A 15,003-nucleotide genomic window follows, 5' to 3' on the forward strand; every position below is an offset into this window, starting at 1 on the left:
ACCCGGGAGGCGGTGCGACACGATGGCGGCGAACAGTCGGCTCACGATCGCGATCCACGTGCTGACCTGGATGGCGCTCTCCGAGCGGCGTGGCCGGCCGGTGCTCACCTCCGACCGGGTCGCGGCGAGCGTGCGGACCAACCCGGTGGTCGTCCGGCGCAGTCTCGGCCACCTCCGGCAGGCGGGCCTGGTCACCGTCCGGCACGGGGCCGGCGCGGGCTGGCGGCTGGCCCGCCCGCCGCACGAGATCACCCTGCTCGACGTCTACACCGCGGTCGAGCGCGAGCCACTCTTCGCCCTGCACACCAGCGAGCCGAATCAGGAGTGCCCGGTCGGCCGGGGCATCCGACCGGCCCTCGGACGGTTCTACGGCGACGTCGACCGGGCGCTGCGCCGGGAACTCGCCGGCACGTCGATCGCCGAGGTGCTGCACGAGACCCTGGGAACGGAACAGGAATGAGCGGGCTGCGCCACCCGGTCGTCGAACTCCGTCAGTACACCCTGCGAGCCGGTGGGCGTGACGTGCTCGTCGACCTCTTCGACCGCGAGTTCGTCGAGACGCAGGAAGCGGCCGGGATGGCGGTCGTCGGGCAGTTCCACGACCTGGCCGACCCGGACCGCTTCGTCTGGCTCCGGGGGTTCCCCGACATGCCCCGCCGGGCCGCCGCACTGCACGATTTCTACGGCGGCCCGATCTGGCGGCGGCACCGGGAGCAGGCCAACGCCACCATGGTCGACTCCGACGACGTACTCCTGCTCCGACCGCTCGACGGACGGTCCGGCTTTCCGGCGCCGGCCGTACGCCCGCCGGTCGGTCACCGGGACCGGCCGGCGTCGCTGTTCACGGCGACGCTCTGCCACCGGGCCGAGCCGGTCGACACGTCGTTCGCCGACCTCTTCCACCGGCGGATCCGACCGCTGCTCGTCGAGACCGGCGCCACACCCGTCGCCTGCCTGTCGACCGAGTACGCCGAGAACACCTTTCCGGCCCTGCCGGTGCGCACCGGGGAGCACGTCGTCTGCTGGCTCAGCCGGTTCGCCGACGCCGGCCGGCTCGACGACCACCTCCGGCGCCTGGACCGGTCGCGCCGATGGCGGGACGAGGTGCTGCCCGAGCTGTCCGGCCCGCTGTGCACGCCACCGCGACAGCTGCGGCTGGCTCCGACGGCCCGCTCGGCCCTGCGCTGACTGCGGGGCCGGATCGGGGCTGCCCGGCACCACCGGCGGCGCCGGGACACCGGTCAGTCGGTGATGCCCTGCTCCCGGGCCCAGCGCAGCAGCTCGACCTCGGCCGAGTCCCGGTCCAGCGGCCCACGTTCCAGGCGGAGTTCCTTCAGGTGCCGCCAGGCCCGACCGACGATCGGCCCCGGCGGTACGCCGAGCAGCTCCATGATGGCGTTGCCGTCGAGGTCGGGGCGTACCCGGGCGAGGTCCTCCTCGGCCTGGATCCGCGCGATCCGCTCCTCCAGCGCGTCGTAGTCGGCGGCCAGCGCGGCGGCCTTGCGGCGGTTGCGGGTGGTGCAGTCGGAGCGGGTCAGCCTGTGCAGCCGGGGCAGCAGGTCACCGGCGTCGGTGACGTACCGGCGCACCGCCGAGTCGGTCCACTCGCCCCGGCCGTACCCGTAGAACCGCAGGTGCAGCCCGACCAGCGCGACCACCTGGCCGGTCACGTCCTTCGGGTAGCGCAGTGCCTTCATCCGCTGCCTGGTCAGCCGGGCGCCGACCACCTCGTGGTGGTGGAAGCTGACCCGGCCGTCCGGCCCGACCGCCTTGGTGGCCGGCTTGCCGACGTCGTGCATCAGCGCCGCCATCCGGAGTACGAAGTCGCAGCCCGCCTCCTCCAGCCGGACCGCGTTGCCCACCACCGTCAGGGTGTGCTCGTAGACGTCCTTGTGCTGTGCGTGCTCGTCGATCTCCAGTTTCAGCCCGGACAGCTCCGGCAGGAACCGGTCGGCCAGGCCGGTGTCGACAAGCAGCCGCAGCCCGGTGATCGGGTCGGCTCCGCAGAGCAGCTTGGTGAACTCGTCCCGGATCCGCTCGGCGGTGATCCGGTCCAGGTCGGCCGCCATCGCCCGCATCGCCGAGCGCACCTCGGGGGCGACGGCGAAGCGTAGCTGCGCGGCGAACCGGGCGGCCCGGAGCATCCGCAGCGGGTCGTCCCCGAACGACTCGGCCGGGGTGCCCGGGGTCCGGATCAGCCGGCCGGCGAGGTCGGCCAGCCCGCCGTGCGGGTCGGTGAACTCGTGCCCGGGCAGGCTGACCGCCATCGCGTTCACGGTGAAGTCGCGCCGCCGCAGGTCGTCGCCGAGGTTGGTGCCGTACCGGACGACCGGGTTCCGGCTCACCTGGTCGTAGGACTCGGCGCGGAAGGTGGTGATCTCCAGCCGCAGCCCGTCCCGCTGTGCGCCGATCGTGCCGAACTCGCGCCCGGTCTCCCAGGTCGCCTCCGCCCAGCCCCTGAGCAGCCGGAGCGTCTCGTCCGGGTGCGCGTCGGTGGCGAAGTCGAGATCGTCGCCGAGCCGGCCGAGCAGGGCGTCCCGGACCGAACCGCCGACCAGGTGCAGTTCGTGGCCGGCCCGGGTGAACCGGCGGCCCAACTCGTCGGCGACCGGCGAGACCCGGAGCAGTTCGGCTACGGCCTTGCGCTGGGCAGCGCTCAGCGCCGACCGGCTGGCGGACGGCGTGCCGGCGGCGCTGTTCGGGGCGGATGTTTCGGACATGGGATCGCCAGCCTACTTAACCGCCCGGAACCTCCCGGCGCCGGGCACGCCGACCGTGGCGGGGCGGCGGCGGAGCGGCCGGGCGTTTCGCGGGTGATCGGATCGACCGGCGACGCGGCCGGCCCGGCGGGCGGGTGACCGGGTTGACTAAGGTTCCAACAGTGCTGGCGGGTGCCCTGCCCGCCGTACCCCTTGGGAGGCTGACATGGCTGGCGGGCTGTACCGCAGCGCGAACGCCATGCCCGACGGTGTCCCGCCGCCCCAGGACGGCGCCACACTGATCTCGACGGCGCCGATCATCGAGAGCACCACGCCGCCGCCGGAGACCGCCGGCAGCGCCGCCGGCAACAGCGCGATCATGGCGATCGGCAGCCTGGTGAGCCGGGGTACCGGCTTCCTGCGCACCCTGATGCTGACGGCCGCGCTGGGCGCGTTCGCCGTGAACGACGCGTACACCACCGCGTTGTTCATCCCGCAGATGGTCTACGAGTTCCTGCTCGGCGGCATCCTGACCAGCGTGGTGGTGCCGGTGCTGGTACGCCGACGGCGGGTCGACGCCGACGGCGGCCAGGCGTACGCCCAACGCCTGCTCACGCTCGCCGTGCTCGCCCTCGGCGTGGCCCTGGTGCTCGCCCTGGCCGCCGCGCCGGTACTGACCTCGATCTACGCCGGGGGGCGCGGCGACGACTACCAGGGCCTCGTCACCAAGCTCTCCTACCTGCTGCTGCCGATCATCTTCTTCTCCGGCCTCAGCGCCCTGGTCGCCGCGGTCCTCAACACCCGTGGGCACTTCGCGGCGCCGATGTGGACGCCGATCCTCAACAACCTGGTCATCATCGCCGCCTGTGCGCTGTACATCGCCATCTACGGCGCCCGGATCGTCGACCCGGGGCAGATGAGTCCGGGCCGGATCCTGCTGCTCGGCGGTGGGACCCTGCTCGGCATCGTCGTGCAGGCCGTCGGGCTGCTGCCGGCGCTGCGCAAGGTCGGCTTCCGCTGGCGGTGGCGGTTCGACTTCCGGGCGCTGGGCCTGCGCGAGCTGGGCCGGCTCGGCGGCTGGATGTTCTGCTACGTCGCCGTCAACTCGATCGGCCTGGTCGTGCTGATCAACCTGCTCAACCAGGTCGACCGGGAGTCGGCCGGGCCGGCGATCTACAACAACGTCTTCCTGCTGCTGATGATGGCGCACGGCATCATCGCGGTCTCGATCATCACCGCCCTGCTGCCCCGGATGAGCGCCGCCGCCGCCGACGGGCGGTTCGGGGACATGGCGGGCGACCTGTCCCGTACGGTCCGGACCGTCACCGCCGTCCTCGCGCCGATCGCGGTCTGCTACGCCGTACTCGCCGAGCCGATCGCGGTGAGCCTCTTCGACTACGGCGCGGCCCGGGGCGACGCCGGAGCCATCTCGCCGGTGCTGCTGGTCGCCGCGCTGGCGCTGATCCCGTTCGCGGTCAGCCAGGTCTTCACCTTCGCGTTCTGGGCACTGCCCGACACCCGGATGCCGGCACTGATCAACATCCCGGTGGTACTGCTCCGGATCCTGGTGCAGGTGCTGGTCTTCGTCGCCTTCTCCACCTCGGTACTCGCCTCCGGCATGATGGCCGGCAACGCCGTCTCGTACGTCGCCGCAGCGTTGATCTCCGCCTGGCTGCTCCGTCCCCGGATCGGGCCGATCGGCCTCCGCGCGATGCTCAACACGTTCGGCCGGGTGATCGTGGCCGCTCTCGGTGCCACCCTCGTCGGTCTGCTGGTGGTGTGGCTGCTGCCGGGCCAGGCGATCGAGAACCGCTGGCTGGGCTTCCTGGAGGTGGCGATGGGTGGCACGGCGATCGGCGCCACCTACATGGGCCTGGCGCTGCTGCTGCGGGTGGAGGAGATAAGCGCGGTGGTCGGCATGGTCCGGCGCCGCCTGGGCCGGTGAGCGCGGGGTCGGTGCGCTGCGAAGCGCCGGGTCGGTGTGTCCCGGTGCCCCGGGTCGGTGTGTTCCGGGCCCCGGGCCGGTGTGTGTCCCGACGAGACGGTGTGGTGTGACCGACCTGACGCCGTCGCGACGGCGACCCGGGTGCTTCCGGATGCCCGCGTCCGGCATACTTCCGGCGCACACGGGAAGGTGCCGGGTGTCCGCCCATCCGGCACGACAGGGGGCCGGGTCGGGGGCGAAGCCGGCACAGCAGGTAGCAAAGCGTTGAAATCAACCTATAGATTGTCAGAAGTACGGGCCATCAGTGGCTGACAGCGGGCGATCCGGCGCGCTTCCCGACACATCCGCCCAGCAGGTTGGCGCACGGACGCAAGATGGCGTGTCGGGGATCAGTCAGACCCGGGTAAGGTCGCTCTCGACGGGTGCGGCGAGCGCCTAGGCTAGGAGTGCCGGTGGCCGTCCGATTTCCTTCGAGGCGGAGCGGGAAGCCAGATGCCTAGCAGCACGGGTCCATCGATCGACACGATCACCGAGGGAGGACGGGTGACCCAGGTCGGCGAAGGTCAGGAGGCGGACGAGGCGGCTCCGTCCGTGATGACCTTCGGTGCCCCCACCCTCGGTGAGATCCTGGCCGAGCGGTACGAGCTTGCCGAACACATCAACGACGACAGCGCCGGCCGGCAGGTCTGGCGCGGTGTCGACGTCGTGCTGCGCCGGCCGGTCGCCGTGGTGCTGCGCTATCCCGGCGGCGAGTCTGCCAAGGAGATGCTCCAGGCCGCGGTGGCGGCCAGCCGGGTGATCCACCCCAACCTGGTCGGCGTCTACGACGCGATCGACGAGGAGGACCGGGCGTACGTCGTCCGCGAGTGGGTGGACGGCCACTCCCTGCGGGAACTCGTCGCCGACGGCGTGCTCGACCCGGCCCGGGCCACCAGCATCGCGCACGCCGTCTCCGGGGCGATCTCCGCCATCCACGCCACCGGCATGGTGCACGGCAACCTGCACCCCGGCACCGTGATGGTCGCCGACGACGGCCGGGTGGTGCTCGCCGACGCACGCACCGACGGTGCCGACACTCCCGAGACCGACGTACGCGCCGTCGGCGGGATCCTCTACTACGCGCTGACCGGCCACTGGCCGCACGCCGAGGCGTCGCTGACCGCCGGCTCGACCCGGCGGTCCCGCTCGCCGCTGCCCGACGCGGTACGGGACGCCAGCGGCAGCATCGCCGCTCCCCGGCAGGTCCGCGCCGGTGTTCCCGCCTATCTCGACGACCTCACCATGGACCTGCTCGACTCGCAGCTCGCGGTGCCGTCGTCGGACGTCCTCGCCGCCGAGTTGGGCCGGCTCGACGCCGCCGCCGAGGAGCACTACCTCGACAGTGGGCCGCTCCGCTTCACCTCCGGCGACGACGCCGGCCCCGACCTGCCGAGCCCCAGCAACCGCAGGATGCTGATCGGGATCGCCGTCCTGCTGGTGCTCGCCCTGGTCGGGCTCTCGCTCGGCATCAACGCGCTGGTCGGCGACAGGGACCCGAACACCGGGCAGGCCGGGCCCACCCCGAGCGCCGGGGTCAGCACCGAGCCCGCCGTCGCCGGTGACCCGGAGCCGCCGGCCGCTCCTCCCCGCAAGGTCACGCTCAGGGGCGACCAGGTCCGGGTGATCGACCCGGACGGCACCCGGAGCGAGCTGGACGAGGTGGAGAAGGTGGTCGACGGGGACGCCAACGAGGGCTGGGAGACCGAGACCTACCGGAACGGGTCGAAGTTCGGCAACAAGAAGTCCGGGATGGGCATCCTGATCAACCTGGGTGAGCCTCGGGAGGTGACGAGCGTGCAGGTGGAGTTCTCCGATAGCGGCGTCTCCGCCGAACTCCGCGCGGGCGGCAAGGACTTTCCCGCGACCACCAGCGGCGACCAGGCGCTCGTCCAGGCGTACAGCACCCGGATCGGCGACGCGTACGAGAAGACCGACAGCACCAGGGTCACGTTCAGCCGGTTCGTACCCGGCCAGAAATACCAGTACCTGATGCTGTGGATCACCGACCTGCCCGAGACCGAGCCGGGTGCCGCCCGGTGGAAGGTCGGTGTTCAGGAGATCACGGTCCAGAGTCGGTGAGCCACCGGCCGCCGCAGCGCGTGCGTGGCTCGGATATGGTGCGGCCATGACCGGCGGGTTGGGTTCCGACGCTGCCGGCCGGGCCGGTTCGCCTCCCGTCCGCCCCTGGGCGCCGACCGATCCGGCCCGGACGGCGGGCACCACCGTGGGCGCCACCGAGGCACCCGAGGTACGGCCCGACCCGACCGCCCGGCCCGACTCCCGGGCTCCGGCCGACACCCCCACCCCGGCCGGCGAGCCGGCTGCCGACGGTTCGCCGCCCGCCGACGGGCCGGCGCGTGGCGACGGACCGGCGCGTGGCGACGGGGAGCGCGGCGACGCCGAACTGCTCCGGGCGCACGTCGACGGTGACCGCGACGCCTTCGCGACCCTCTTCCACCGGCACCGGGACCGGCTCTGGGCAGTCGCGCTGCGTACCGTGGCCGACCGCGAGGAGGCGGCGGACGCCCTCCAGGACGCGCTGCTCTCCGCGCACCGCTCGGCGGCCCGGTTCCGGGGCGAGGCGGCCGTCACCACCTGGCTGCACCGGATCGTGGTGAACGCCTGCCTCGACCGGATCCGCCGCCGGCAGGCCCATCCGACCGTGCCCCTGCCGGAACCGACCCGCCCGCTCGACGGCCCCCGCTGGCAGGGCGGGGTCGAGCCGGCCGCGCCGGCCACCGACCACGACACCACGCTCGTGGTGCGGCAGGCGCTCGCGGAACTTCCGGTCGAGCAGCGGGCCGCCCTGGTGCTGGTGGACCTTCAGGGCTATCCGGTCGCCGAGGTGGCCGAGATCCTCGGCGTGGCCGAGGGCACCGTGAAGAGCCGCTGTGCCCGGGGACGAGCCAGACTCGCCGTACTGCTCGGCCACCTCCGGCCCGGGGCCGCCGACGGCCGGGACCCGGCACCGAATCCCAGGGTGCCCTCGGTCACCGGTGGGAACCGCAGCTCCGGTGGCGGCGTCCGATCGGAGCCGATCCGGCGAGCGGCGGAAAAGCAGACGGCGCCGGGCCGGCGACAGGTGGCACCGGGCCGGCGTGCCGGTCGGGCCGACCAGGACCAGGAGGAATCGTGACCGGGGGCCAGTTCCGGGAGGTCGATCTGGACCTGCTGGCCGACTATGTCGGTGGCGCGCTGGACGGCACCCCGGACGAGATCGAGGTTGCCCGGCTGGTCGACCAGGACCCGGCCTGGGCGGCGGCGCACGCGGACCTCGGCGCCGCGCTCGACGCGGTACACCTCGACCTGGCGGGCTGGGCCGCCGAACCTGCCCAGATGCCGGCTCCGGTGCTCGACCGGCTCACCTCGGCGCTCGCCGGTGCGGCCCTGACCAGCTCCACCGACCCGGCCGAGCTGGCCGACCCGGCCGAGCTGGCGAAGCCGGCTACACCGGCCGAGCCGGCGAGCGAAGCAGATCCGGGCGACCGGGCGGAGCAGTCGGGCGGCGACCCGACACCGGCAGACGGCGCCCGGTCCGGTGCGGCCCGTCCGGACCAGGGACAGCGAGTGGGACAGGGACCGTCGAACGGCTCGCCGGGCGGCCCGGTGCATCCCGCCGGCCGACCCCGCCGGCAGCCGTCCGGGGTACCCGCGCAGCCGGCCGGCGGCGGTCCCCAACGTCCCGGCAGGGCCGGTCGGCGGCGGCGCTGGAGCCGGCGGATGGCCGCGCCGGTCCTGGTCGCCACCGTGGTCGCCGGCTTCGCCGGGTTCACCGTCAGCCGCATGGTCGGGACCGGTGACAGCGGCGGCGCCTCCGACACGGCGGTCAACGCCCCCGGGGATGCCGCCGCACCGCAGGTCCTCGGTTCCGGTCCGCCCCGGACGGTCGTCGAACCCTCCGCCGAGCGGCTCCTCTCCACCGGCACCGACTACACCCCCGACTCGCTGCCGGGCACGGTCTCCAGCCTCTCCAGGCAGAGCGGCCCGACCGGGGCGGCCGCCAACCAGTCCTCGCCGCGAACCCGCGCCTCGGGCCCCGCCCAGGAGGGCGCCGACCCGTACGCCGCGACGTCGAGCCCGGATCGGGCGACCGCCGCCACGCCGTGCTGCCTGCCGTTGAAGGCGAACGGCTCACTGGAACGGCTGACCGACCGCTCGGTCCTCGCCGCCTGCCTGGACGCGATCGCGGCGGCACACGCCCAGGGACCGCTCGCGGTCGACCTGGTCGACTACGCCACCTTCGAGGGCCGGGCCGCGCTGGTGGTCGTCTTCACCGACCGCTCGGGAGCCAAGTGGGCCTGGGTGACCGGACCGGACTGCGGTTCGGCTGCCGCCGGTGCCGACGTCACCTACCAGAGCCGGGTAGGGTGAACAGCGCCTCGCCGGTGTTCCGTCGACGCACTGAACTTCCCTCGACCTCTGCCGTGCGGCCTCCCGCACGGCGTGCGACCCTGCGGGTCCGTTCGACCGCATGGGGAGGTTGAAGAAGGTTCAGTGACATGACCCACCGGATGACCGGCTCGGGAATCCCCGGTTCGTACGATGACGTTCTGGCTTGCAGGTGCCGGTGCCGTACGCGGCCGGCGCTCGGACCGCTGTCGGCGCCTGGCGCCGGGGGCGCAGAGACACACATCGGGAGACGGCAGTGGACGAGGTCCGCAACCTGATCATCATCGGCTCTGGGCCGGCCGGCTACACCGCCGCGGTCTACGCCGCGCGCGCCAATCTCAAACCGCTGGTCATCGAGGGTGTGCAGTCCGGTGGTGCCCTGATGACCACCACCGAGGTGGAGAACTTCCCCGGCTTCGCCGACGGCATCATGGGGCCGGAGCTGATGGACTCGATGCGCAAGCAGGCCGAGCGGTTCGGGGCCGAGTTCGTCACCGACGACGTGACCCGGGTGGAGCTGGTCGACACCGGCGTGCCCGCCTCGGACGCGGTGAGCACGGCGTACGTCGGCGAGACGGCGTACCGGGCGAAGGCGGTCATCCTGAGCACCGGCTCGGCCTGGCGGCCACTGGGCGTGCCGGGCGAGCAGGAGTACCTCGGGCACGGTGTCTCCTCCTGCGCCACCTGTGACGGCTTCTTCTTCCGGGGCCAGGAGATCGTGGTGGTCGGCGGCGGCGACTCGGCGATGGAGGAGGCCACCTTCCTCACCAAGTTCGCCAGCAAGGTGACGATCGTGCACCGCCGCGACGAGTTCCGGGCCAGCAAGATCATGGCGGACCGGGCCCTCGCCAACGACAAGATCCACGTCGAGTGGAACAGCGTGGTCGAGGAGGTGCTCGGCGCGGACGGCAAGGTCTCCGGGGTACGCCTGCGCAACACGCACACCGGCGAGGCCAAGACGCTCGAGGTCAGTGGCGTGTTCGTGGCGATCGGCCACGACCCGCGCAGCGAGCTCTTCCGGGGCCAGGTCGACCTTGACGACAACGGCTACGTCAAGGTCGACGCACCGGCCACCCGCACCAACATCCCCGGCGTTTTCGCCGCCGGTGACCTGGTCGACCACACCTACCGCCAGGCGATCACCGCGGCCGGCACCGGCTGTGCCGCCGCCCTGGACGCCGAGCGGTTCCTCGCGACGCTCGAAGAGAACTGAATCACCCGGTACGAAAGCAACCCCCGAGGAGGACCAGTGGGAGCAACAAGCGCCGTCACGGACGCCAACTTCGCCAGTGACGTGCTGCAGTCCGACACGCCGGTACTTGTGGACTTCTGGGCCGAGTGGTGCGGGCCGTGCCGCAAGGTCGACACCCTGCTGGAGGAGATCGCCGGCGAACTGGGGGACAAGGTCCGGATCGTCAAGCTCAACATCGACGACAACCCGGAGACGGCCCGCGCCTACCGCGTGCTGTCGGTGCCGACCCTGACCATGTTCAAGGGCGGCGAGCCGGTCCAGTCCATCGCCGGCGCCCGGCCCAAGAGCGACCTGCTCAAGCTCATCGAAACGGCGCTGTAGCCGACCAGTGCCGTAGCCGACCAGTGCCGTAGCCGACCAGTGCCGTAGCCGAGCAGCGCCGCGACGAACAGCGCTGTAACCGCCACGGCAGACCGCGCCGACGCGCCCGCCTCCGGACCACCGGACGTGGGCGCGTCGGCTTTCCGTCCCGGCGTCGGTATCTCCCGCCCCCGCCGACGACTTCCGCCCCGCCGACTGTTCTCCCGGCCCCGAACGTCGATGCCCCCGCCGACGTCGACGGCTCGGCCCCCGCCGTCGACGACCGCGTCCCTGAGGTCGACGGCCCCGCGGATGCGTCGAGCGCCGGTCGGGCGGGTATATCCGCAGCTCGACAGGGGGTTGGCCGGATACCGTACGGTCAACGACGGGCGGGCGGCGAAGGGCCACGGTACGCTCCGGAAGCGTTCCTCCTCGCGGTGGATCGGCGCCACCGGGTCGGATCCGGTCGAGCGGTCCACCGTGCCGACCGCCGAGGGAGGAGCCGCGAATCGTCCGCCGCCGGACCGGTCCCCGGGGCCGATCCGGCACCGCCGGCCCGACCGGGGCAGCCAGCCGCAGGCACGCAGAGGGAGGTCGTCCGTGCGTCCGATCCGACGTGGTGACCGGGGACGCGCGGTCACCGAGATCCGGGCCGTCCTGGTCGGCCTCGGCCTGCTGCCCGCCGGTGGCCCGCCGGGCGCCGACGAGTTCGAGGCGGAGACCGAACGCGCGGTACGCGCCTTCCAGCAGGACCGTGGGCTCAGCATCGACGGTCAGGTCGGTCCGGAGACCTGGCGGGCGCTGGACGCGGCCCGCTGGCGGCTCGGCGCCCGTACCCTCTACCAGGCGATTCCCGACCCGCTGGTCGGCGAGGACGTGCGTACCCTCCAGGAGCGCCTGCTGGAGATGGGCTACGACGTCGGTCGCGCCGACGGCGTCTACGGCGCCCGGACGGCCCGCGCGGTCGCCCAGTTCCAGCGCGAGGTGGGACTGGCCCCGGACGGTGCCTGCGGCCCGCAGACCATGGGCGCGCTGCGCCGGCTCGGCCGGAAGGTGGTCGGCGGCCGGCCGACCCTGCTCCGCGAGTCCGACGCGTTCCGGCAGTCCGGTCCGAACCTGGTCGGCAAGGTCATCGTGATCGACCCCGGGCACGACCCGTTCGACCCCGGGATCGTGGTGCAGGACGGCACGCTGCGGTGGACCGAGGCGGACCTCGGCTACGACCTCGCGGCCCGGCTGGAGGGACGGCTGGCAGCCGCAGGCATGCGGGTGCACCTGACCCGGGGCCCGGCGCCGGCCGCACCGCTGTCCGACCTCAGCCGGGCCGAGCTGGCCAACGAGCTCGGTGGCGACCTGCTCATCTCGCTGCACATCGACGGGCACGCCAACCCGGAGGCCGACGGGGTGGCCACCTACCACTACGGCACCGCAAACGGGGTGACCTCCAGCGTCGGGGAACGGCTGGCCGGGCTGGTCCAGCGGGAGATCGTGGTCCGGACCGGGCTGCGCGACTGCCACACCCACGCGAAGACCTGGGAACTGCTCCGGCTGACCCGGATGCCTGCGGTACGTGTCGACGTCGGCTACCTCACCTCCCCCGCGGACCGGGCGCGGCTGGTCGACCCGCGGTTCCGGGACCGGGTGGTGGACGCCGTCGTCGCCGCGGTGCAGCGGATGTACTTCCCGGTCGAGGAGGACGTGCCGACCGGCTCGATCGACGTCAGCGAGTTGCGGGCGATGGTGGCGGCCGGCGCCGCCACGCACGACTGAGCCGCAGACCGCGGGGCCGCCGCCCACGAGTGAGCCGCAGATCCGCAGAGCCGCAGACCGCGGGGCCGCCGCAGGCCCCAGGCTGACAGCCGGCGGTGGCGCGGTCAGCCGACGGCCGAGCGGGTCGCGGGGCGTACCGGCCGGAGCAGTCCCTCCGGGCTCATCGAGCCGAGCAGCTTCTCCAGCGCGTACTCGACGTCGGACTTCCAGGACAGCGCGGTACGCAGTTCCAGCCGGAGCCGGGGGAAGCGCGGATGCGGGCGTACCGTCTTGAAGCCGACGGAGAGGAAGTAGTCGGCCGGGGCGACGCAGCCGCCGGCCCCCTCACCCGCGTCGCCGAACTTCGCGTCGCCGAACGCCTCGATCGCCTTGATGCCCCGCTTCGTCAGGTCCCGGGCGACGCCCTGGACGAGCATCCGGCCCAGCCCGCCACCGGCGAAGGCGGTGATGATGTGCGCCGTGGTCAGCAGGGCGGCGTCCGCCGAGACCGGCGAGGTGGGGAACGCCATCGACCGGGGAACGTAGGCCGGCGGTGCGTACATCACGAAGCCGGCGGGCATTCCGTCGACGTAGGCGAGCTTTCCGCAGGAGCCCCACTCGAGCAGCGTCTGCGAGACCCAGGCTTCCTTTTCCAGGCCGGGATCGCCCGCCTCGCGGGCCCGGTCGGCCGCCACCGGATCCAGCTCCCAGTAGACGCACCGGCGGCAGGGGCCGGGCAGGTCTTCGAGCGTGTCGAGGGTCAGACTGACCAGACGTCGCGACATCGGCGCATCCCCACAAATCGTCCCAGGGGTCCAGAAGACCGCAAATATCGCCATCTCCGGCCCCTACCCCCAACGAGTGATCGTACGCCGGAACCTCCCGGCCCGGGAGAGGACGGCACGACTACCCAGCGTTCCGCCCGGTCGGCGGGCCGCCGGCCAGGTCGTCCGGTCCGACATGTGGACGGGCCCACTGGGCCGAGAGCCGGATCGGGTGATCCGGATTACGATCGAACGACGAGCGTCGACCGGCGGAGCTGCCGGCAGCCCACCGCTCCGCCCACCCGGCGGCTTCCCAGCGGACCGGGACGGAGTGCGGGCGCGACGTTCGAGGTGCGGCGAGGGCACCCGGGCGGGATCAGTCGACCTGTTTCGGGAATGCCTCCGGTGGACCGCCGTGGCCACCATGACCACAGGCACGGCGAGGGCGACGGGATGCGGGACGGGCGGGTGCGGACACCGCACCGACGTCCCCCGGGGCCCGGCCGTGAACGCCGTGACGAGGAGCGAACGCAGCGAGGAGGCGGCATGACCGGCACGACGCTGGACGACTACACGGATCGCTATGCCCGACGGGTACGCGGGATGACGGCATCGGAGATCCGAGCTCTCTTCGCCGTCGCCAGCCGTCCGGAGGTCGTCTCGCTCGCCGGTGGCGCACCCTACATCGCCGCGTTGCCGCTGGACGCGGTCGGCGAGATGCTCAACAGGCTCGCCGCCGAGCAGGGCACCAGCACGCTCCAGTACGGCATCGGACAGGGCACCCTCGAGCTGCGTGAGCGGATCTGCGAGGTGATGGCGCTCTCCGGCATCGACGTCGGCTGCGGCGCCTCCCCGGAGGACGTGGTGGTGACCGTCGGCGGCCAGCAGGCGCTGGACCTGATCGCCCGGCTCTTCCTCGACCCCGGCGACGTGGTGCTGGCCGAGGGACCCACCTACGTCGGCGCGCTCGGCGTCTTCCAGAGCGCCCAGGCGCAGGTGGTGCACGTTCCGATGGACGACGACGGGCTGATCCCGGAGGCGCTGGAGCTGGCCATCGCCGAGGTCGCCCGCACCGGCCGCCGGGCGAAGTTCCTCTACACCATCCCGACCTTCCAGAACCCGGCCGGGGTGACGCTGAGCGAGGAGCGCCGGGAGCGGGTGCTCGACATCTGCGAGCGGGCCGGGCTGCTGGTGGTCGAGGACGACCCGTACGGCCAGCTCGGTTTCGACCGTGAGGCACCGGCGCCGCTGCGGGCCCGCCGCCGGGACGGAGTCTTCTACCTGAGCACCTTCTCCAAGACCTTCGCCCCGGGGCTGCGGGTGGGCTGGGTGCTGGCCCCGCACGCCGTACGCGACAAGCTGGTGATCGCCAGCGAGGCGCAGATCCTCTGCCCGAGCGCCTTCGCCCAGGCGGCCGTCACCACCTACCTGTCGACGATGCCGTGGCGGCAGCAGCTCAAGATCTACCGCGAGGTCTACCGGGAGCGCCGGGACGCCCTGCTCGACGCCCTGGCCGACTACATGCCGGCCGGCACCACCTGGACCGAGCCGGGTGGCGGCCTCTTCGTCTGGGCGACGCTGCCGGACGGCCTCGACGCCAAGGCGATGATGCCGCGCGCCATCGCCGCCCGGGTCGCCTACGTCCCCGGTACCGGCTTCTTCGCCGACGGCACCGGCGCCGGGCACATGCGACTCAACTTCTCCTTCCCGCCACCGGAGCGGATCCGCGAGGGCGTCCGCCGGCTGGCGACGGTGATGGAGCAGGAGACCGCGATGCGCGAGGTCTTCGGCGCCGTGGCCGCCCCCGCCCGCCGTCGTGGGCAGGCCGGCGCGGACGTGCCGGGTCCCGACTTGGCATGATCTCCG

11 protein-coding genes and 1 pseudogene are annotated in these 15,003 nt (G+C 72.9%); 10 read left to right on the top strand and 2 right to left on the bottom strand.

Annotated features, from left to right (window positions below):
• Nucleotides 1-22: 22 nt before the first annotated feature.
• Both ACN28A_RS13675 and ACN28A_RS13680 read left to right on the top strand, forming a co-directional pair.
• Nucleotides 23-460 (top strand): Rrf2 family transcriptional regulator, encoded by a 438-nt coding sequence (locus ACN28A_RS13675; protein ID WP_421395508.1) that lies wholly within the window; start codon nucleotides 23-25, stop codon nucleotides 458-460.
• Nucleotides 457-1,188: an NIPSNAP family protein gene (locus ACN28A_RS13680; protein WP_421395509.1), complete on the top strand. Its 732-nt coding sequence runs from the start codon at nucleotides 457-459 to the stop codon at nucleotides 1,186-1,188. Before ACN28A_RS13675 ends, ACN28A_RS13680 begins: the two co-directional genes overlap by 4 nt.
• A gap of 53 nt (nucleotides 1,189-1,241) precedes the next feature.
• Here the strand turns inward: ACN28A_RS13680 and ACN28A_RS13685 are convergent, their stop codons facing one another.
• Nucleotides 1,242-2,720 carry a CCA tRNA nucleotidyltransferase gene (locus ACN28A_RS13685; protein WP_421395511.1) on the bottom strand — a complete coding sequence of 493 codons (1,479 nt, stop codon included), beginning with the start codon at nucleotides 2,718-2,720 and terminating at the stop codon, nucleotides 1,242-1,244.
• Between the two features lie 205 nt (nucleotides 2,721-2,925).
• On the opposite strand from ACN28A_RS13685, the gene murJ reads away from it, so the two are divergent.
• From murJ to ACN28A_RS13720, 7 genes and pseudogenes are all read left to right on the top strand, one after another.
• The gene (gene murJ / locus ACN28A_RS13690) at nucleotides 2,926-4,644 is read left to right on the top strand and encodes a murein biosynthesis integral membrane protein MurJ (RefSeq protein WP_421395512.1); all 1,719 of its coding nucleotides are present in this window, start codon (nucleotides 2,926-2,928) and stop codon (nucleotides 4,642-4,644) included.
• A gap of 492 nt (nucleotides 4,645-5,136) precedes the next feature.
• Nucleotides 5,137-6,762: a protein kinase family protein gene (locus ACN28A_RS13695; RefSeq protein WP_421395514.1), complete on the top strand. Its 1,626-nt coding sequence runs from the start codon at nucleotides 5,137-5,139 to the stop codon at nucleotides 6,760-6,762.
• A 232-nt stretch (nucleotides 6,763-6,994) separates the two neighbouring features.
• Nucleotides 6,995-7,819 (top strand): annotated as a pseudogene (gene sigM / locus ACN28A_RS13700) (RNA polymerase sigma factor SigM); the annotation flags it as partial.
• Nucleotides 7,816-9,054 carry a hypothetical protein gene (locus tag ACN28A_RS13705; protein ID WP_421395515.1) on the top strand — a complete coding sequence of 413 codons (1,239 nt, stop codon included), beginning with the start codon at nucleotides 7,816-7,818 and terminating at the stop codon, nucleotides 9,052-9,054. The pseudogene sigM and the gene ACN28A_RS13705, both read left to right, overlap by 4 nt.
• Before the next feature lie 274 nt (nucleotides 9,055-9,328).
• Nucleotides 9,329-10,285 (top strand): thioredoxin-disulfide reductase, encoded by a 957-nt coding sequence (trxB, locus tag ACN28A_RS13710; protein ID WP_421395517.1) that lies wholly within the window; start codon nucleotides 9,329-9,331, stop codon nucleotides 10,283-10,285.
• A 36-nt stretch (nucleotides 10,286-10,321) separates the two neighbouring features.
• Complete coding sequence (gene trxA / locus ACN28A_RS13715) at nucleotides 10,322-10,645, top strand: thioredoxin (RefSeq protein WP_278065134.1); 324 nt, start codon at nucleotides 10,322-10,324, stop codon at nucleotides 10,643-10,645.
• Between the two features lie 579 nt (nucleotides 10,646-11,224).
• Nucleotides 11,225-12,394 (top strand): N-acetylmuramoyl-L-alanine amidase, encoded by a 1,170-nt coding sequence (locus ACN28A_RS13720; protein ID WP_421395519.1) that lies wholly within the window; start codon nucleotides 11,225-11,227, stop codon nucleotides 12,392-12,394.
• 104 nt (nucleotides 12,395-12,498) lie between these two features.
• Here ACN28A_RS13720 and ACN28A_RS13725 read toward each other — a convergent pair whose 3' ends face one another.
• Entirely contained in the window at nucleotides 12,499-13,158 is a 660-nt protein-coding gene (locus tag ACN28A_RS13725; RefSeq protein WP_421395520.1) for a GNAT family N-acetyltransferase, read from the bottom strand.
• 525 nt (nucleotides 13,159-13,683) lie between these two features.
• Here ACN28A_RS13725 and ACN28A_RS13730 point away from each other — a divergent pair.
• Nucleotides 13,684-14,997: a PLP-dependent aminotransferase family protein gene (locus ACN28A_RS13730; RefSeq protein WP_421395522.1), complete on the top strand. Its 1,314-nt coding sequence runs from the start codon at nucleotides 13,684-13,686 to the stop codon at nucleotides 14,995-14,997.
• The last annotated feature ends 6 nt before the right edge of the window (nucleotides 14,998-15,003 follow it).

Origin of the sequence: Plantactinospora sp. WMMB782 (genome assembly GCF_049179135.1) — a bacterium.
Lineage (GTDB): Bacteria > Actinomycetota > Actinomycetes > Mycobacteriales > Micromonosporaceae > Plantactinospora.